This is a genomic window from Sphingomonas sp. (assembly GCF_036387535.1).
Taxonomy (GTDB): domain Bacteria; phylum Pseudomonadota; class Alphaproteobacteria; order Sphingomonadales; family Sphingomonadaceae; genus Sphingomonas_R.
Window position 1 is genome coordinate 20,974 of the sequence record NZ_DASVTO010000004.1, and the last position, 17,836, is coordinate 38,809.

A 17,836-nucleotide genomic window follows, 5' to 3' on the forward strand; every position below is an offset into this window, starting at 1 on the left:
CGATCTGTGTTGGTCGCGGACGTTACCGGGGCAGAGCGTCAGAGATTGCGGACCAGGAGGCGCGCGACCGCGGCCCAGGGCGGATCGGCCAGCACCTGTTGCCGCATGCCGGCGCCGAGGGGGAGCATCTGAAGCTTGCCGGCTTCGCGCCCGATCAGGCGGCCGAACAGGAATCGTCCGGCAGGTCGGGGTACGAGGATGTCGCGGTTGAGCGCAGCGGGGAAGGCGTCCGCCGCGATGCGATCGCACCAGAGGATGTCACCGGCGCGGTAATCGCCAACGCCGGCCTCCACGATGATCGCGACCTGACCCGCGGCGGGACGGGGCGGTATGACGGCGTCCGATTGGCGCGGGGCGACGGCGCCGGTGCCGCCGAGGATCGCGGCGACGGGCAGATCGACCTGTTCCGGCAGGCGTACGAGATCGGCCGCGGGCACGCCCAGCGCAGCGGCGATCCGGTTGAGCCACGCGACCGAGACGGTGCGCATGCCCGTTTCCAGCCGCCCGATCGTCTGCGCCGTGGTGGGTGGGACGCAAGCATCGGCGACGTCCTGCAACGTCATGCCCCTGGACCGGCGAACATCGCGGATGATGGTGATCATAAACCCTCGCTAACCGATACGGTTATTCCCCTGTCCTACAAACCGGCGAATATGGCAAGTCATGGCCGGCAGCGAGGGAGATGGCGATGGGCGTGCAGTTGGACCGGCGTGGTCAGGCGGTGATGGCGGCGTTGGCGGCGGGACGGAGGCTGTCGGATACGCCGGCCGCGCTGGTGGCGGTGTTGGTGCGCCATGATCTGGCGCGGATCGAGGGCGGATGCCTGGTCGCGACCGCAGCAGGGCGCGGCTGGTGCGTGCGCGATGCGCGGCCGGACGGCGCGAACCGGATGCTGGCGGAGCGCACCATGCCCGCGCCCGGTGGCGACGGGCGGCGCGTGACCGTCAACCGGGGTGAGTCGACGCTCGGCTGGTTGCGTGCCCGCGGGCATGTGAGCGCACGGCAATATGAGGCGGGCGAGCGGGTGCGGGCGGATTGGGAAACGGCGCAGCTGAACCCGCGTGTCACGATGCGGTGGGACGCGGCGGCGACCCCGGGCCGCGGCGGGGCGCAGGCGATGGATCCGACCACGGCGCAGATCGCGGCCAAGCAGCGATTTTCGGACGCGGTTACGGCGGCCGGGCCGGGATTGTCGGACGTGTTGTGGCGCGTGGTGTGTGCGGGCGAGGGGCTGGAGGCAGCGGAACGGGCGCTGGCCTGGCCGAAGCGGTCGGGAAAACTGGTGCTGGGGCTGGCGCTGGACCGGGTGGCGGATCATTATGGTCTGGGATGAAGCGCGACAGCCCTGTCACTCTCACCCTCCCACCGCTTTGCGGCGGGGCCCTCCCTCTCCCGGTGGGAGAGGGATTTGAGGAGACGGCGCGTGATCCTGTATGGCAGTTCCTTTTCTCCCTTCGTGCGCAAGGTATTGGCGTTCGCGCATGAAAAGGGCGTGGCGATCGAACTGAAGCGGATCGGGCGGGCAAGCGAGGATCCGGAGTTCCGCGAGGCCAATCCGCTCGGCAAGATGCCGGCGTTGCGCGATGACGACTATCTGCTGCCCGATTCGAGCGCGATCGTGGCCTATATCGAAGCGAAGCATCCAGAGCCGGCGCTGATCCCCACCGCGCCCCGCGCGCGGGGCTGGGCCATGGCATGGGAGGAGTTCGGTGACAGCGAGCTGTTCGGCGCGATCGGGCCGATGTTCCTGAACCGCGTGGTGCGGCCGAAGTTCGAGCGGGTCGCCGGCGACGATGACGCTGCGGCGCGGGGTGAAGCGGCGTTGCCGCGGCTGCTCACCTATCTGGAGACGCGGATCCCGGACAGCCTGTTCCTGGTCGAGGACCGCTGTACCCTGGCGGATCTGGCCGTGGCGAGCCCGTTGCTCAACCTGGAGCATGCCGGCGGCACGCTGGACGCATATCCGCGGGTGACGGCGTTCCGGGACGCGATCCTGGCACGGCCGTCGTTCGCGGGCCTGGCGGAAAAGGAGCGGGCGTTCATCGCGCGGATGGCGTGAGCGATCGGTGAAGAGGTTGTTAACCTTGTCCGGGTAGGTTTCGTTCAATTATCTTGATCGGGGCTTAACCATGGATTTCCTGTCGGACGTCACCGAACCCGTCATCGACCCGATTGCGGAAGAAAGCCGACCCGCGCCGGCGGCGTCGTTGCGGCAGAACACCGACGAAATCGCCGACCTGCTGATGTCGATCCTGTCGGACGGCCTGGATCATCCCGAATTGTGGCCGGAGATTCCGGGCATTACCCAGGGCCTGCCCGATCTGCTGGCGGCATTGGGCGACCGGCTGGACCGGACAGCCGACAAGGGCGAGCAGCTGAGGCTGATCATCCTGATCGGGATGTACCATGCGGCGAACGGGCAGGTCGCAACCGTGATCGAAAGTCTCGATCCCGTCGCGGCGCGGTTCAGCCAATCTCCGTTGATGCAGGGTGCGCTTTTCTACCTGAACAGCCTGCTGGATCCCGATAATCCGAAATATGATCTGCAGGGCCGGGTCTGTCGCATGCCGTTCGTCAACCTGGACGTGCTGGAACGATCGGCGCATCTCTGCTGCTCCAGTTACCTGCCGAGATCGATCGGAAATCTGCAGACGCAGGCCTGGGAAGATGTCTGGAATTCCGATCAGGCGCGGAACATCCGGGCGTCGATCCATGACGGAAGCTACCGTTACTGCAACAAGATGACGTGCCCTTCCATCCAGTCCGCGCGCCTGTCGACCGCGGCCGACATGGCGGCGCAATCCGATTTCTGGCGAACCGTGATCCGCGACGCGGCCGTCAGGCTGAACCAAGGGCCGCAGGACGTGAACCTGGCCTATGACCGGACCTGCAACCTGAGCTGTCCGAGTTGCCGGATCGAAACCTATGCGGCGGATTCGGCGCAGCGGGCGGCGTTCGACCTGTTGCAGGAAACGAAGATCCTGCCGCTGTTGAAAGGCGCGACGTCAGTTTACGTCACCGGTTCGGGCGATCCGTTCGCCAGCAAGAACTTCCGCCAGTTGCTGACCGCGTTGGAGGACGACGCGTTCGCCAAGCTGAAGTTCAGGATCATGACCAACGCCATGCTGCTGACGCCGCGGCAATGGGCGAGTTTCCCGGTGCTGCATGGCCGGACATCCACATTGCGGATCAGCGTGGATGCCGCCACCGGACCGACGCACGAGCGGCTGCGCCGTGGTGCCCGGTGGAGCACGATGCTGGAGAATATGGCGTTTGCGGGCGAGCTGCTGGCGACGGGACAGGTCGACCTGTTCGGTCTGGCCTTTACCGTGCAGGTCGAGAACTTTGCCGAGATGGGCGATGCGTGCGACCTGGCCCACCGCGTGGGCGCCAGCGAGATCTATTTCGGGCAGCTGACCAACTGGGGGACCTATTCGGCGGCAGACTTCCAGAGCCGTGCGGTCTGGCTGCCGTCGCACCCGCAGCACGATCAGTTCGTCGAGGCGATGCAGGATGCGCGGCTTCGTGATCCGATCGTGCAACTGGGGGAATTCGGCGCGTTCGTGAAGAGCTGAACCGGCTGCGGCAGTCGGCGCAGGCCGGATCAGGAGTCCGCAGCCGGATCCGCGGGCGCCGTTTCGGCTTCAGGCCCTTGGTCGGTTTGCGCAGCGGTGTCGCGGAAATAGGGGATGACGGTGCCCTTCAGCGTGATCGTCATCGGATTGCCCTTGCGATCCAGCGTGCGACCGACCGCCATCTTCACCCAGCCTTCGGACACGCAATATTCGTCGACATTGGTCTTTTCGACGCCGTTGAAGACGATGCCGACGCCGCGCTGGAGATGTTCGGTCAGGAAATAGGGACTTTTCGGGTTGGTGGAGAGGCGATCGGGGGGCGTGTCGGTCATGGTTCGGGGCTTCCGTCTGGTCGTGTTCGCGCCCCGATAGCGCGGCGCGGCGTTTTGCGCTATCGGCGCGGCCATGCTGAACCTGAACGGAATCACGGTGCGTCTTGGCGGACGCACGATCCTGAACCGCGCCACGGCGGCGCTGCCCATGCGGGCACGCGTCGGGCTGATCGGCCGCAACGGCGCCGGCAAGTCGACGCTGATGAAGGTCATCTGCGGCCTGATGGATTCGGACGAGGGCGCGGTCGAGATGCCGCGCGGCGCCAAGATCGGCTATATCGCGCAGGAGGCGCCGTCGGGTACGGCCACGCCGTTCGAGACGGTGCTGGCCGCGGATACCGAGCGCGCGGCGTTGCTGATCGAAAGCGAGGCCGAGACCGATCCGGACCGGCTGGGCGAGGTGCATGAACGGCTGATCGCGATCGACGCCTATGGCGCGCCGGCGCGGGCGGCGCGGATCCTGGTCGGGCTGGGGTTCGACGAGGAGATGCAGGGGCGGCCGCTCGACAGCTATTCGGGCGGATGGAAGATGCGCGTCGCGCTGGCCGCGCTGCTGTTTTCCGGGCCGGACCTGCTGATGCTGGACGAGCCGTCCAACCATCTCGATCTGGAAGCGACGATGTGGCTGGAGAACTTCCTGAAGGGCTATCGCGCGACGATGGTGGTCATCAGCCATGAACGCGACCTGCTGAACAACGTCGTCGATTATATCCTGCACCTGGAGAACGGGCAGACCACGCTGTACGCGGGCGGATATGATTCGTTCGAGCGGCAGCGTGCGGAGCGGCTGGCGCAGCTGGAGTCGGCACGGGCGAGCCAGGCGAAGCAGCGCGAGAAGTTGCAGGATTATATCGCGCGCAATTCGGCGCGGGCATCGACCGCCAAGCAGGCGCAGTCGCGCGCCAAGGCGCTGGCCAAGATGCAGCCGATCGCGAGCGCGGCCGAGGACCCGACGCTGTCGTTCAATTTCCCGGACCCGAGCGAGTTGCGCCCGCCGCTGGTGACGCTGGACATGGCGGCGGTGGGCTATGCCGACACGCCGATCCTGCAACGGCTGAATTTCCGGTTGGACCCGGACGACCGCGTCGCGCTGCTGGGCCGCAACGGCAATGGCAAGACGACGCTGGCACGGCTGCTGGCGGCGCAATTGCCGGCGATGGAAGGCGGCATGACCGCGACGTCGAAGATGAAGGTCGGGTATTTCACGCAATATCAGGTGGAGGAACTCGACACGTCGGACACGCCGCTGGAGCATATGACGCGGATCATGAAGGGGATGTCGCCGGGCGCGGTGCGGGCGCAATTGGGGCGGTTCGGATTTTCCGGCGACAAGGCGCTGACCAAGGTCGGCAAGCTGTCGGGCGGGGAGCGCGCGCGGCTGGCGCTGGCGCTGATCACGCGGGAGGCGCCGCACATGCTGATCCTGGACGAGCCGACCAACCATCTGGACGTCGATTCGCGCGAGGCGCTGGTGCAGGCGTTGAACGATTATGCGGGCGCGGTGGTGCTGGTGAGCCATGACCGCCACATGCTGGAACTGACCGCGGACCGACTGGTGCTGGTCGATGGCGGGACCGCGACCGAATATACCGGGTCGCTGGACGATTATACCGAGATGGTGCTGAAGGGATCGGGCGGGTCGGGCAGCAACGACAATGGTGCCGGCGGCGGCAAGTCCAAGTCGAAGCAGGACCGCAAGGCGGCTGCGGAACAGCGCGAGAAGTCGCAGGGGCTGCGCAAGGCAGTGCAGGCGGCGGAGCGCGAGATGGCGCGATATTCCGCGATCCGGGGCGAGATCGACCTGGCGATGTTCGATCCGAAATCGGCGGGTGCGGCCTATGCGAAGCTGACCATGTCCGAACTGATGAAGGCGCGGGCGGAGGCGGAGGCCGGGCTGGCCGCAGCGGAGGCGAAATGGGTCGAGGCGAGCGAGGTTCTGGAGCAGGCGGCGGCTTAGGGCGCTCCATTCCTTTCCGGATGGCTGTTGGCGTAAAGATCGGGCGTTGAACCTTGGGGTGCTGTTGCCCCGCCCCAACCCCGCCCCTGACGGGGAGGGGCTTCGTTTCGGGATGATATCGATGAATTATCGCAGGATCGGACGGTGGGCCGCGGGGATCGGGGCGGTCGCGGTGGCGGGAGCCGGGCTGTACTGGCTGAAGGAGCGCGCGACCGAGAAGCCCGATTTCATCACGGTGGAGGAAGACGGGCTGTTTTCGGTACGACGATATCCGCCGATCCTGGTGGCGCGGACGGTGCAGCCGGGCGGGCGCGACCGGGCGCTGGGGCAGGGATTCGGCGTGCTGGCCGGCTATATCTTTGCGGAGCATCGCGAAGGCGACGAGATCCCGATGACGGCGCCGGTGCTGGCGGAGCGACGCGTCGGGCAGGGGTGGACCGTCAGTTTCGTGATGCCGAAAATCTATACGCGCGATACGTTGCCGACCGCCGATCCGGGTGTGGAGATCGCGATGATCCCGGCGCGGCGGGTGGCGGTGGTGGGGTTCGCCGGCAAGGTCGACGACGCGATCCTGGCGGCGAAGGCGGATGAACTGGCGGCGTGGATCGCGCGCCGGGGATTGCAGCCGGACGGCGAGGTCGTCCACGCCTTTTTCAACGCGCCGTTCATTCCGGCGCCGGCCCGGCATAACGAGATCTGGCAACCACTCGCCGACTAGCAATGTACCAGCGCGGTTATTAGTGCTTGACATCGGCGCGCTGATCTGGCACAAAACAGGAACGATGAGAAAGTCCGAAAGGGCCGGGGCGGGTGACCGCATCCCGGCCCTTTTCATGTCCGGAGGGCGGGAATGGCGGATGAGAAGCGGCCGGCGACCTGGTCGCCGACAATCGAGCGGCGGTTCCTGGAGGAACTGGCGACATCGGCGAATGTGACGCGGTCGGCGGTGCTGGCGGGTACGAACGACAAGCGCGCCTGGCAGCGGCGGCAGGTTGACGGCGTGTTCCGCACGGCGTTTCTGCGGGCACTTGCGGAGGGGTATCTGCGGCTGGAATTCAAGATGCTGGAACGCGCGCTGGCGCGGGCGTTCGGCGGGCCGGCGGAGGCCGATGCGCCATCCGTGCAGGAGGAGCGCGGCTGGCTGCAACTGTTGCGGCAGCACCGCGCCGCGGTCCAGGCGACCGACATCTTCGACGAGATCGAGGATCTGGCGGTGGTGCAGCAGCGGATCGGGGACAAGCTGGCCGAGATAAAGCAGCGGTTGGTGGCAGGGGAGGTTTCGGCGCTGGATACCACAAACGTCACCCCGGCGCATGCCGGGGCCCAGATGCGCCGCGATGGTCGCGCCGGTGACGTCCGTCGAGTCGGACCCCGGTAGGCGCCGGGATGACGGTGATCGGATGAACGGGGGAAGGAGGCGGATTGGATCGATCCTTGGGGGAGCGGCTGGCGTGTCTGCCGGCGGAGGAGCGGGTGCGATGGATCGCCGGGCTGGGCGAAAGCGCGCGAGCGGCGGAGCATCATTGGGACTTGTGGGCGCGGCCGGGACAGCGGGCGCCGACGGGAGATTGGCGGATATGGCTGATGCTGGGCGGGCGCGGGTTCGGGAAGACGCGGGCCGGTGCCGAATGGGTGCGGGCGCAGGTGGAGGCGACGCCGGGCGTGCAGGTGGCGCTGGTAGGAGCCACCTATGCCGAGGCGCGGGCGGTGATGGTGGAGGGCGAAAGCGGGCTGCTGGCCATTGCGCCGCCACCGGTGCGGCCGGTGTGGGAGCCGTCGCTGCGCCGGCTGCGCTGGCCGGGTGGAGGGCAGGCCTTCGTCTATTCCGCGGCGGAACCGGAGGCGTTGCGCGGGCCGCAGCATCATGCCGCGTGGGCCGACGAGATCGCGAAGTGGAAGGATGGCGACGCGGCGTGGGACAATCTGATGATGGGTCTGCGGCTGGGGCAAGATCCCAGGACGGTGGCGACCACCACCCCGCGCCCGGTGCCGCTGGTGCGCAGGTTGGTCGCGATGCCGGGGGTGGTGGTGACGCGCGGGCGAACCGCGGACAACCGTGCCAACCTGGCCGACAGCTTCGTCGCGACGATGGATGCGCTATATGGCGGCACGCGGCTGGGGCGGCAGGAGCTGGACGGCGAGCTGATCGAGGAGATCGAGGGCGCGCTGTGGAGCCGTGCGCTGATCGAGGCATGCCGGCGGACCCGTGCGCTGCCATCCGTACGGACGGTGGTGGCGGTCGATCCGCCGGCGGGAGCCGGGGCCGGATCGGACGCGTGCGGGATCGTGGCGGTGGCGCTGGGGGCGGACGGGATCGCGCAGGTGATCGCCGACGCCAGCGTGCAGGGGGCGACGCCGGACGGCTGGGCGCGGGCGGTGGCGGACTGCGCCGCGAGGCACGGGGCGGATCGAGTCGTAGCAGAGGCGAACAATGGCGGGGCGATGGTGGAGGCGGTGCTGCGCGCCGCGAACCAGGGCCTGCCGGTGAAGCTGGTCCACGCCAGCCGCGGCAAGGTGGCGCGGGCCGAGCCGGTAGCGGCGCTATATGAAGCCGGCCGTGCGGTGCATGTCGGCGCGTTTCCGCAGCTGGAGGACGAGCTGGCGGGGCTGCTGTCGGGCGGTTGCTATGTGGGGCCGGGACGATCGCCGGACCGGGCGGATGCGCTGGTGTGGGCGATGACCGAGCTGATGCTGGGGCGGGGCGTGGGGATGCCGGGGCTCAGGGTGTTGTGAGCCGCCTTTCTCCCTCTCCCGAGGGGAGAGGGTTTAGAAGAAGGAGAGGGAGGTGGGTATGCGGTTGTTCGGGCGGAGGTCCGGGCGTGCGGAGGCGCGTCCGGCGTTGGTGCGGGGTGGGATCGGCGTCGGCGGCCTGCAGGGGGATTGGCCGCGCGGATATGAGGCGCAGGTGCGGGATGCGTATCTGGGCAATGCGGTGGCGCAGCGATCAGTGCGGATGGTGGCGGATGCGTGCGGCAGCGTCATCGTGCTGGCGGGCGAACAGGGGCACGTGGCCGAGCGGATCGTGAAGCCCGTGCTGGAAACGGCGGCGGCGCAGATGCTGTTGCACGGCAATGCGTATCTGCTGGTCGGGATCGGCGCGGACGGGCGGCCGGATGCGCTGTATCCATTGCGTCCCGAGCGCGTGACGGTGGAGCCGGATGGGGGCGGGTGGCCGGTTGCCTATCGCTATCAGGCCGGGGCTGCGGTGATGCGGTATCCGCTGGCCGGTGACGGCGGTGCGGGGGTGATCCACCTGAAGGCGCTGCATCCGCTGGACGACCATTATGGCCTGGGATCGCTGGGCGCGGCGGCGGGGCCGGTGGCGATCCACAATGCCGCGACACGGTGGAACAAGGCGTTGCTGGACAATGCGGCCCGGCCTTCGGGTGCGCTGGTCTATGATCCGGGTGAGCCGGGCGCGGTGCTGTCGCGCGAGCAACATGACCGGTTGAAGGCCGACATGGATGCGAGCTTCGCCGGATCCGCCAATGCCGGGCGGCCGATGCTGCTGGAAGGCGGGTTGAAATGGCAGGCGATGAGCCTGTCGCCGGCGGACATGGATTTCGTGGGCCTGAAAGCGGCGGCGGCGCGCGAGATCGCGCTGGCGTTCGGCGTGCCGCCGATGCTGCTCGGCCTGCCGGGTGACAATACCTACGCCAATTATGCGGAGGCGAGCCGGGCCCTGTGGCGACTGACGGTGCTGCCGCTGGTGGCCAAGCTGCTGGACGGACTGTCCGCCGGGCTGGCGCCGTGGTGGGCGGACCTGGGCCTGGCGGCGGACCTGGATGCGGTGCCGGCCCTGGCCGGCGATCGCGCGGCGATGTGGAGCCAGGTGACGGGCGCGGATTTCCTGACGCGCGCGGAAAAGCGCGAGATGCTGGGGTTCGCGGCGGAGTGAGCGAGAGGGGAAGCAGCGATGACACAAGAGGCGAGGGGCCCCGCGCCGGTAACGGTGCGCGCGTTGATCGAGGAGGCGAGCAATGCGGGGGCGGAGCGGGTGCTGGAGCGGCTGGGGTTGAACGATCCCGGCGCGCGCGCGGACATCGGCGAACTGCGCGAGTTGTTGAAGGCGTGGCGCGATGCGAAGGTGTCGGCGCGTAACGCGGTGCTGGCCTGGATCGTACGGATCCTGCTGGCGGCGCTGGTGGTCGGGATGGCGGCGCGGGTCGGCTTGACCGCGCATCTGAAGCCGTGAGCGTCGTGCGGTTCGCGGGCTATGCCGCGCTGTTCGACGTGGTGGATCGTGGCGGCGATATCGTGCGGGCAGGAGCGTTCGCACGGACGCTGGCGGCAGGGCGCGGGCGGGTGCCGTTGCTGTGGCAGCATGGCGGGCTGCGCGCGGCGGGGGTGATCGAGACGCTGACCGAAGATGCGCGCGGATTGCGGGTGACGGGCCGGGTGGCGGCGCGGTCCGCGGCGGGCGCGGCGTTGCTGGCGGGGACGGTCGAAGGACTGTCGTTCGGGTATCGAGCGCGGCGGGAACGCCGTGGAACATATCGTGAACTGATCGATGTCGACTTGCTGGAGGTGTCGTTGGTGGCGGTGCCGATGCAGCCGGGCGCGCGCGTGGATGAGGTGGGTTTGGCGTGACCTTCGGTCGGCCTCGGCCCCCCCACCGCCGGCCGTGGTCAGCCCCTCTCCCTGTCAGCGGGAGAGGGGAAGGTTTTTCTTGGGAGACGCATATGTACGAAGTGAAGGCGGACGGGTTCGGGCGGCCGGCATTGCAAGGCGCGCGGGCGGAACATGGCACGGTGACGGCGTTCGTCGACGGATATCTGCGCGCCGGGCGCGAGGTGGGTGTCGAGTTGAAGAGCATGAGCGGCGTCGGCGATGCGGCCGGCGGCTATGCCGTGCCGGAGGAGATCGACCGGCGGATCGACGCGACGCTGGCGAATATCTCGCCAATCCGATCGATCGCGCAGGTGGTGAAGGTCGGGACCGCCGGGTACCGCAAACTGGTGGCGAAGGGGACGACGCCGTCGGGCTGGGTGGCGGAAACCGCCGGGCGACCGGAGACGGCGACGCCGCAATTCGCGGAAATCGCGCCGCCGACGGGTGAACTCTATGCCAATCCCGCGGCGAGCCAGGCGATGCTGGACGATGCCGCGTTCGATGTCGAACAATGGCTGGCGAACGAAATCGCGACCGAGTTCGCGCGGGCGGAGGGAGCGGCGTTCGTCGTCGGCAACGGCGTCAATCGCCCGCGCGGGTTCCTGGCCGAACCGGTAGCGGCGGACGGGGACGCGGCGCGTGCGTTCGGGACACTGCAATATGTCGCATCGGGTGCCGCGGGTGCATTCGGTAGCAACCCGCAGGACCGATTGATCGACCTGGTGCAGGCGTTGCGCAGTCCGTACCGGCAGGGTGCGTCGTTCGTGATGAACAGCGCGACCCTGTCCGCGATCCGCAAGGTGAAGACCGCGGACGGCGCGTTCCTGTGGCAGCCGGGGCTGATCGAGGGGCGACCGGACACGCTGCTGGGGTATCCGGTAGTGGAGGCGGAGGACATGCCCGACATCGCCGCGAACAGCCTGGCGATCGCGTTCGGCAATTTCCGCGTCGGCTATCTGATCGCCGAGCGGCAGGAGACGCAGATCCTGCGCGATCCGTTCACCAACAAGCCGTTCGTCCATTTCTACGCCACCAAGCGTGTGGGCGGAGCGGTGGTGAACAGCGAAGCCATCAAGCTGATGCGGTTTTCGGTGTGACGCCTGCGTCACCCCGGGCTCGACCCGGGGTGACGGGAGGGAAAGGAGGGGTGGATGGTCGGGACCGAGGAGGTGAAGGCGTATCTGCGGCTGGAGAGTACGGCTGAGGATGCGGTGCTGGCGACGCTGGTCGTGGCGGCGGAGGGGATGGCGGAGCGGTTTCTGGGGGCGGCGCCGGCGGAGGACATGCCGGCGCCGGTGCGGCAGGGGATCGTGCGGCTGGCAGCGTATCTGTACGCGCACCGCGACGATGATGCAGCGCCGCCCGCCGCGGTGGCGGCGCTGTGGCGACCGTTCCGACAGGTGCGGTTGTGAGCGGCGGGTTGGCGGGGCTGTTGCGGGAACGCGTGACGGTGGCGCGGGAGGGCCCACGCGATGCGCTGGGCGGGGTGGCGGGCGCGGCGGCGGCGGTGGGATCGGCATGGGCCGGCTGCGTACCCGACGGTCCCGGCCGCTGGCGGATCGCGATGCGCCCGTTCGACGTCCGCGCGGACGACCGGATCGCGCGGGCGGGGATGCAGTTGCGAGTGCTGCGCGTGCTGACCGACCCGCGGATGCCGGACCGGATCACGATCTATGCCGAGGAGGTGCCATGACCCAGGTGGAGCGGATCGTGCGGGAACGGCAGCGTGCGGCGATCGGGCGGGTGGCGGCGGTCGCGGCGGCGGTGCTGCCGGACCTGACGATCGAAACGCGCGCGGACGGCGTGGTGCTGGTCGGCCGGGGTGTGTCACGACGAATGCTGGCGGATGCGCGGCTGCGCACGATCGGCGTCGCCGTGCGGGCGGGGGTGGCATGAACGGCGCGGCGGCAGCGGTGCAGGCGGCGGTGGTGGCGGCGTTGCGGACGGGGTTGGGGGCGGGGGTCAGCGGTGTGTTCGACGGGGCGCCGGCGGACGCAGTGCCGCCTTTCGTCGAGATCGGCGAGACCGTGACAATGGCGTGGGGCGCCAAGGGGCTGGATGGGCGGGAGCACCGGATCGCGGTGGTGATCCGCGAAGAGGCGGGACAGGCGGCGCGGCTGCACATGCTGATGGCCGCAGCGGAGGCGGCGATCGCGGAGATGCCGCGGATGTTGCCGGGGCATGCGGTGGCCGGGCTGCTGTTCCTGCGCGCGCGCGTGGTGCGGGATGTGGGGCGAAGATGGGCGGGGATGGTGGAATATCGAGTGCGGACCGTCCCGCTGAGCTGAGCCCGTTCCCCCGAGGCAGACGGCTTTTCAAATCTTGGATCAGGAGTTTGGCATGGCGGTGGAGAAGGGAAGTGCGTTTCTGTTGAAGGTCGGGGATGGGGCGGCGAGCCCGGTCTATGCGACCGTCGCCGGGATGCGGACGACGCAATTGTCGATCAATGGCGAAGCGGTGGTCATCACCAGCAAGGCATCGGGCGGATGGCGCGAATTGCTGTCGGGTGCGGGCGTGCGATCGGTGTCGGTCAGCGGCGCGGGCGTGTTCACCGGATCGGCGGCGGAGACGCAATTGAAGGCGAATGCGCTGAGCGGCGTGCTGGACGATTACGAGCTGAGTTTCGAAAGCGGCGAGCGGCTGCGCGGGCGGTTTCTGGTCGCGCGGCTGGACTATGCCGGGGATTATAATGGCGAGCGATCCTATACGCTGGCGCTGGAGTCCTCCGGCCAGGTGGTGTCGTCATGAACGCCGCGCGGGGCGAGGCGGCGCTGACCGTCGACGGCCGCGGCGTGACCCTGCGCCCGAGTTTTCAGGCACTGGTGGCGGCGGAGGCGGATCTGGGGCCGCTGTTCGATCTGGTCGAACGCGCGGCGGCGGGCAAGCTGTCGCTGCACGAGATCGCGACGCTGTTCTGGCATGTCGTGGTCGAGCGCGACGACGGCCTGACCAGGGAGCGGATCGGCGAGGCGATCCTGGAAGTCGGGCTGGCGGCGGTGACGCCGGCGCTGCGCACGCTGATCGTGCAGATCCTGCAGGGGCGATGATGCGGTTCGCCGATGCCGCGGTGCGGATGGCGGGGCAGGCGGGCGTGCTGTTCGGTTGGGGACCGGACCGGTTCTGGCGGGCGACGCCAGCGGAACTGGCGGCGCTGGTGGCGGTGATTGCGAGCGAGGACGGCGCACCGCTGGGATCGCAGGACCTGGCGGCGATGCAGGAAAGGGATCCGGATGGAGGATGAGATCGAGCGGCTGGTGATCGGTGTGCGCGCCGATACCGCCGGGTTCGCGCGCGACGTGGCGGAGATGCGCGCGACGCTGACCGGCCCGTTGGGCCGCGATGCGACACAGGCGGGACGCGCGATCGAGACCGCACTGGCGCGGGCGGTGCGGACGGGCAAGCTGGGGTTCGACGATCTGAAGCGCACGGCCTTGGCGGTGCTGGGGGAGATTGCCGCGGCGGCGGTATCGGGCGGGATCGGATCGGTGCTGGGTGGCGGCGCGCCCCGCAAGGGCGGAGGCCTGGCGTCGGTCGCGACCAGCCTGATCGGGGCGGTGGCGGGGTTGCCGGGGCGGGCGACCGGCGGACCCGTGGCGCCCGGTGCCGCCTATATCGTGGGCGAGCGCGGGCCGGAACTGTTCGTGCCGACAACGAGCGGGCAGGTGCGTGCGGCGCAGCCGGCCGAGCCCGCCCCGCGCGAGGTGCGCGTGGCGATCATGGTGAACGTGCCGGCGGGGACCGCGCCGGATGCGCTGACGCAATCGTCGCGGCAGGTGGCGCGGGCGGTGCGCGCCGCGCTGGCCGGGGTGGATCGGTAGGGAGCATGCGATGGGCTGGCGACTGGCGAGCGAGCGGACCGAGACGGCGCATGTGAAGCGGTTCGACCCGCGGTTCTGGACGGTGGATTTTCCGCGGCCGATGATGGCGTCGGTGGTCACGACCGGCCCGCACGCCTTGCGCGTGGAAGCGGTATTCTATCAGCAGGGCGATCTGGCGGGATTGATCTGGGCGGCGGAGGACCGGTGGGATCATCCGTTGCTGGGCTATGCCACGGATCGCGATTTCCGCGACTGCGTCTTGCGATTCCGCTGGCGGTCGGGCGGTATCCTGCCGCTGGACGCGGTCAACGGTCCGACGCTGACCATCGAGGGACGCGACGCGGCGGGGCAGCCGCGTGCCTGGTATGTGCGGTTATGGAATTATGCGGCGGGGACGCCCGAGGATGCGGTCGTCGAACTCCATTTCGCGGCGCTGGATGGCGGCTATCTGCTGCCAGACGAGGCCGACCGGGTGTGGGCGGGCGATATCGACCGGATGTTCCTGTCGCTGGTGGCGCCGGGCTATGCGACCGGCGGCGGCGCGTTGCCGACGGCGGTGGAGGGGTGGGCCACGCTGTCGGACATCGCCTGCGACGGGGCGGGATCGGTGCTGGCGCTGGGCGATGCGATGGTACCGGCGCATGGCCTGCGCATCGCGACGGGATATGACGATGCCTATCATCTGACGCCGGAACGGGTGCTGCGCGGCGCGCTGATGCTCGGCTACCGCGCGGTCATCAACCATTATGTCGGGATGAGCCATTATTTCCGGCTGGAACGGGCCGGCGACCGCTGGCTGGTCAGCCTGGCCGGTGGCGTGTTGAACGGACCCTGCGCGGCATGGCACCGGGATTTCGCGGCGCGGGCGGCGGCGCTGGAGTATCGCGTGATCCTGTCGCTGAGCTATGAGCTGTTCGATGCGCATTGCTGGGACGACTGGAAGCAGCGGACTGCGGACGGCGCCCCCGCGCTGACCGGATGGGTGCCGCCGTCGACCCTGCTGTCGCCCGCCCATGACGGGGCCATGGCCTATTTGCGGACGGTGGCGCGGGCGTTCGTGGGGCTGGGGGTGGGGGCGGGATTATCGCCCTGGTTCCAGATCGGGGAACCATGGTGGTGGGTCGCGCCGGGCGGTCAGCCATGCCTGTATGATGCGGCGGCGCGTGCGGCCTTCGGGGCGACGCTGGTGCCGATCGCCGACGTTGCGGGGGCGATGAGTGCCGCGCAGATCGCGATGCTGGACCAGGCCGGGCAGATGCTGACGGCGTCGACGCTGGCGCTGCGCGATGCGGTGCGGGCGGAGGCGCCGGGCTGTCGAGTGGCGGTGCTGGTATATCTGCCGACCGTATTGGACGGTGCGGCGCCCGAACTGCGCCGCATGAACGTACCGGTCGGCTGGGCGCGACCGGCGTTCGATATCCTGCAGCTGGAAGATTATGACTGGGTGACGACGCGGAATGCCGGTGCGACCGCGCGCGGCGTGGCGGCGATGACGGCACGGCTGGGCTATCCGGTGGAGGAGCAGCAGTATTTTTCCGGGTTCGTGCTGAACCGCGAAGCGGCGCCGCAATGGCGCGCGATCAACGCGGCGGCCGAAGCGGGCCGGGCGCGGGGCGTGGCCGACGTGTTCGTGTGGGCGCTGCCCCAGGTGGCGCGCGACGGATATGTGCACTGGGACATGGAAGGAGAGGCGATGCGGCCGTTCGACGATGTGGATTTCCCGATCGCGCTGGGCCGGCAGGTGAGCGTGAGCCCGAGCTTCTCCACCGCCATCTTGACCAGCGCCGCCGGGCATGAGCAGCGTAATGCGGATTGGGCGGAGGCACGGTTGCGGTTCGACGCCGGGCCGGGCGTGCGATCCGAAGCGGATGCGCAGGCGCTGATCGCGTTTTTCCGGGCGCGGCGCGGGGCGGCACAGGGGTTTCGCCTGCGCGATCCGTTCGACGACAGTTCGGCGGGGATGACGGGCGTGCCGGGTTTCGGCGATCAGGCGATCGGCACGGGGGACGGCGTGGCCACGCGCTTTGGCTTGACCAAGGCCTATGGGACCGGCGGTGACGCGGTGCCGCGCCGGATCACACGTCCGGTGGCGGGCAGCGTGCGGGTCGGACTGAACGGGGTCCAGGCGATCGGCGGCTGGACGCTGGAGCCGGGCGGCGTCGTGGCGTTCGAGCGGGCGCCGGCGGCGGGCGTTGCCGTGACGGCGGGGTACCGGTTTGACGTGCCGGTGCGGTTCGCCGAGGACCGGATCGATATCGGGCGCGCGACCTTCCTGGCGGGTGACATCCCGTCGGTGCCGCTGATCGAGATCCGCGAAGGGGAGGGGGCGGCATGAGCGACTGGCTGACGCCACAGCTGACCCGGGTAGCATTTTGCTGGCGGCTGGACCGGCGTGACGGGGTGAGCCTGGGCTTTACCGGCCATGATCGCGACCTGGAGGTGGATGGGCTGCGCTATGCCGCGGCGCCGGGGATGGTGCCGTCGGCGGTGACACGGAGCGAGGGGTTTGCGGTGGAGTCGCTGGATATCAGCGGTGCGTTGACCGACGACCGGATCGCGGCCGCGGACCTGGACGCCGGGCGCTGGGACGGGGCGGCGGTGCGGCTGTTCGCGATCGACTGGGGCGATCCGGATGCTGTGCCGGTGCCGCTGGCGCGCGGTGAGATCGGCGATGTCGACCGACGCGATGCGGCGTTCGAGGCAGAATTGCGCGGGCCGACCGCGGTGCTGGAGCGGCCGGTGGTCGAACGGACGTCGCCCGAATGTCGCGCGGACCTGGGCGACGCGCGGTGCCGGGTCGACATGGCCGGCCTGATCCGGGTCATCCGGATCACGGCGGTGGTGGATGCGCAGACGGTGATGGTGGCGGCCGGCGAGCCGGTGGCGAACGGCTGGGGCGGCGGACGGGCGCGCTGGCTGGAGGGGCCGGGCGCGGGTCTGTCGATCGGGATCGCGCGGTCCGCCGGGGCGATGCTGGTGCTGCGCGATCCGCCGCGCTGGCCGGTGGCGGCCGGGGACCGCATCCTGCTGACCGAGGGATGTGACCGGAGCCTGGCGACCTGCGCGACGCGGTTCGGCAATGCCGTGAACTTTCGCGGGGAACCGCATCTGCCGGGCAATGACCTGCTCACACGGTATCCGGGGGAATGACATGGGTGAGGCGGTGGTGGCGCGGGCGCGCGCCTGTATCGGCGTGCGGTTCCGGCCGCAGGGGCGGGACCCGGCGTTCGGGCTGGACTGTGTCGGGCTGATTGCGGTCGCGGGGGCGGTGCCGCCGGGTCGGGTGCCGGCACGCTATGCGATGCGTGGAGGAACGGCAGCGGCGATCATCGCGACGATCGGCCAGGCGGGGCTGCGGCGGATCATGGTGGCAGAGCCCGGTGACGTGATGCTGGCGGAGGCGGGGCCGCGACAGTTCCACCTGCTAATGAGCACCGACATCGGGTTCGTGCATGCCGATGCAGGGATCGGCCGGGTGGTGGAAGTGCCGGGCGCGGTGCCGTGGCCGGTACTGGCGATGTGGCGGTTCGGGGAGGATTGAAC

The 17,836-nt window shown here is 69.3% G+C and carries 23 protein-coding genes and 1 pseudogene; 22 read left to right on the forward strand and 2 right to left on the reverse strand.

The annotated features are described in order from the left end of the window. Window positions 1–38 precede the first annotated feature (38 nt). Entirely contained in the window at window positions 39–602 is a 564-nt protein-coding gene (locus VF649_RS00710) for a helix-turn-helix transcriptional regulator (protein WP_331010034.1), read from the reverse strand. A gap of 287 nt (window positions 603–889) precedes the next feature. Here VF649_RS00710 and VF649_RS00715 point away from each other — a divergent pair, with 287 nt between their 5' ends. From VF649_RS00715 to VF649_RS00725, 3 genes are all read left to right on the forward strand, one after another. Beyond that, window positions 890–1,333, forward strand: coding sequence for a DUF6456 domain-containing protein (locus tag VF649_RS00715; protein ID WP_331010095.1), 444 nt, complete (start codon window positions 890–892; stop codon window positions 1,331–1,333). A gap of 90 nt (window positions 1,334–1,423) precedes the next feature. Further along, window positions 1,424–2,059 (forward strand): glutathione S-transferase family protein, encoded by a 636-nt coding sequence (locus VF649_RS00720; protein ID WP_331010035.1) that lies wholly within the window; start codon window positions 1,424–1,426, stop codon window positions 2,057–2,059. A gap of 70 nt (window positions 2,060–2,129) precedes the next feature. Then, window positions 2,130–3,575 carry an SPASM domain-containing protein gene (locus VF649_RS00725; RefSeq protein ID WP_331010036.1) on the forward strand — a complete coding sequence of 482 codons (1,446 nt, stop codon included), beginning with the start codon at window positions 2,130–2,132 and terminating at the stop codon, window positions 3,573–3,575. A 29-nt stretch (window positions 3,576–3,604) separates the two neighbouring features. Here VF649_RS00725 and VF649_RS00730 read toward each other — a convergent pair whose 3' ends face one another. Beyond that, a complete protein-coding gene (locus VF649_RS00730) occupies window positions 3,605–3,907 on the reverse strand; it encodes a DUF3297 family protein (RefSeq protein WP_331010037.1) in 303 nt (100 codons plus the stop codon). A gap of 73 nt (window positions 3,908–3,980) precedes the next feature. Here VF649_RS00730 and VF649_RS00735 point away from each other — a divergent pair, with 73 nt between their 5' ends. The 19 genes and pseudogenes from VF649_RS00735 (at window position 3,981) to VF649_RS00825 (ending at window position 17,834) form a co-directional block, all read left to right on the forward strand. After that, the gene (locus VF649_RS00735) at window positions 3,981–5,864 is read left to right on the forward strand and encodes an ABC-F family ATP-binding cassette domain-containing protein (RefSeq protein WP_331010038.1); all 1,884 of its coding nucleotides are present in this window, start codon (window positions 3,981–3,983) and stop codon (window positions 5,862–5,864) included. 121 nt (window positions 5,865–5,985) lie between these two features. Beyond that, window positions 5,986–6,582 carry a heme-binding protein gene (locus VF649_RS00740; RefSeq protein ID WP_331010039.1) on the forward strand — a complete coding sequence of 199 codons (597 nt, stop codon included), beginning with the start codon at window positions 5,986–5,988 and terminating at the stop codon, window positions 6,580–6,582. A gap of 132 nt (window positions 6,583–6,714) precedes the next feature. Continuing rightward, window positions 6,715–7,242 (forward strand): hypothetical protein, encoded by a 528-nt coding sequence (locus VF649_RS00745; protein WP_331010040.1) that lies wholly within the window; start codon window positions 6,715–6,717, stop codon window positions 7,240–7,242. 44 nt (window positions 7,243–7,286) lie between these two features. Further along, window positions 7,287–8,593, forward strand: a pseudogene (locus VF649_RS00750) (DNA-packaging protein); the annotation flags it as partial. Window positions 8,594–8,655: 62 nt separating this feature from the next. Further along, entirely contained in the window at window positions 8,656–9,762 is a 1,107-nt protein-coding gene (locus VF649_RS00755; protein WP_331010097.1) for a phage portal protein, read from the forward strand. Between the two features lie 18 nt (window positions 9,763–9,780). After that, entirely contained in the window at window positions 9,781–10,059 is a 279-nt protein-coding gene (locus VF649_RS00760; protein ID WP_331010041.1) for a DUF6127 family protein, read from the forward strand. Beyond that, entirely contained in the window at window positions 10,056–10,454 is a 399-nt protein-coding gene (locus tag VF649_RS00765) for an HK97 family phage prohead protease (RefSeq protein ID WP_331010042.1), read from the forward strand. The genes VF649_RS00760 and VF649_RS00765 overlap by 4 nt, the downstream gene beginning before the upstream one ends. Window positions 10,455–10,546: 92 nt before the next feature. Continuing rightward, entirely contained in the window at window positions 10,547–11,572 is a 1,026-nt protein-coding gene (locus VF649_RS00770; protein ID WP_331010043.1) for a phage major capsid protein, read from the forward strand. A 54-nt stretch (window positions 11,573–11,626) separates the two neighbouring features. Next, a complete protein-coding gene (locus VF649_RS00775; RefSeq protein ID WP_331010044.1) occupies window positions 11,627–11,887 on the forward strand; it encodes a head-tail connector protein in 261 nt (86 codons plus the stop codon). Further along, the gene (locus VF649_RS00780; protein ID WP_331010045.1) at window positions 11,884–12,168 is read left to right on the forward strand and encodes a head-tail adaptor protein; all 285 of its coding nucleotides are present in this window, start codon (window positions 11,884–11,886) and stop codon (window positions 12,166–12,168) included. Before VF649_RS00775 ends, VF649_RS00780 begins: the two co-directional genes overlap by 4 nt. Further along, window positions 12,165–12,371 (forward strand): hypothetical protein, encoded by a 207-nt coding sequence (locus VF649_RS00785; RefSeq protein WP_331010046.1) that lies wholly within the window; start codon window positions 12,165–12,167, stop codon window positions 12,369–12,371. Before VF649_RS00780 ends, VF649_RS00785 begins: the two co-directional genes overlap by 4 nt. Next, window positions 12,368–12,763 carry a tail completion protein gp17 gene (gene gp17, locus VF649_RS00790; RefSeq protein ID WP_331010047.1) on the forward strand — a complete coding sequence of 132 codons (396 nt, stop codon included), beginning with the start codon at window positions 12,368–12,370 and terminating at the stop codon, window positions 12,761–12,763. Before VF649_RS00785 ends, gp17 begins: the two co-directional genes overlap by 4 nt. A 52-nt stretch (window positions 12,764–12,815) precedes the next feature. Next, on the forward strand, window positions 12,816–13,223 hold the full coding sequence (locus tag VF649_RS00795; RefSeq protein WP_331010048.1) for a phage tail protein: 408 nt from the start codon (window positions 12,816–12,818) through the stop codon (window positions 13,221–13,223). Then, window positions 13,220–13,522 (forward strand): gene transfer agent family protein, encoded by a 303-nt coding sequence (locus tag VF649_RS00800; protein ID WP_331010049.1) that lies wholly within the window; start codon window positions 13,220–13,222, stop codon window positions 13,520–13,522. Before VF649_RS00795 ends, VF649_RS00800 begins: the two co-directional genes overlap by 4 nt. Further along, window positions 13,522–13,716 (forward strand): phage tail assembly chaperone, encoded by a 195-nt coding sequence (locus tag VF649_RS00805; protein ID WP_414713618.1) that lies wholly within the window; start codon window positions 13,522–13,524, stop codon window positions 13,714–13,716. The genes VF649_RS00800 and VF649_RS00805 overlap by 1 nt, the downstream gene beginning before the upstream one ends. Beyond that, the gene (locus tag VF649_RS00810) at window positions 13,706–14,293 is read left to right on the forward strand and encodes a tail tape measure protein (protein ID WP_331010051.1); all 588 of its coding nucleotides are present in this window, start codon (window positions 13,706–13,708) and stop codon (window positions 14,291–14,293) included. The genes VF649_RS00805 and VF649_RS00810 overlap by 11 nt, the downstream gene beginning before the upstream one ends. Before the next feature lie 10 nt (window positions 14,294–14,303). Then, the gene (locus VF649_RS00815) at window positions 14,304–16,628 is read left to right on the forward strand and encodes a DUF2460 domain-containing protein (protein WP_331010052.1); all 2,325 of its coding nucleotides are present in this window, start codon (window positions 14,304–14,306) and stop codon (window positions 16,626–16,628) included. Then, window positions 16,625–17,443: a DUF2163 domain-containing protein gene (locus VF649_RS00820; RefSeq protein WP_331010053.1), complete on the forward strand. Its 819-nt coding sequence runs from the start codon at window positions 16,625–16,627 to the stop codon at window positions 17,441–17,443. Before VF649_RS00815 ends, VF649_RS00820 begins: the two co-directional genes overlap by 4 nt. 1 nt (window position 17,444) lies before the next feature. After that, window positions 17,445–17,834: a peptidoglycan endopeptidase gene (locus VF649_RS00825; protein ID WP_331010054.1), complete on the forward strand. Its 390-nt coding sequence runs from the start codon at window positions 17,445–17,447 to the stop codon at window positions 17,832–17,834. Window positions 17,835–17,836: the final 2 nt, after the last annotated feature.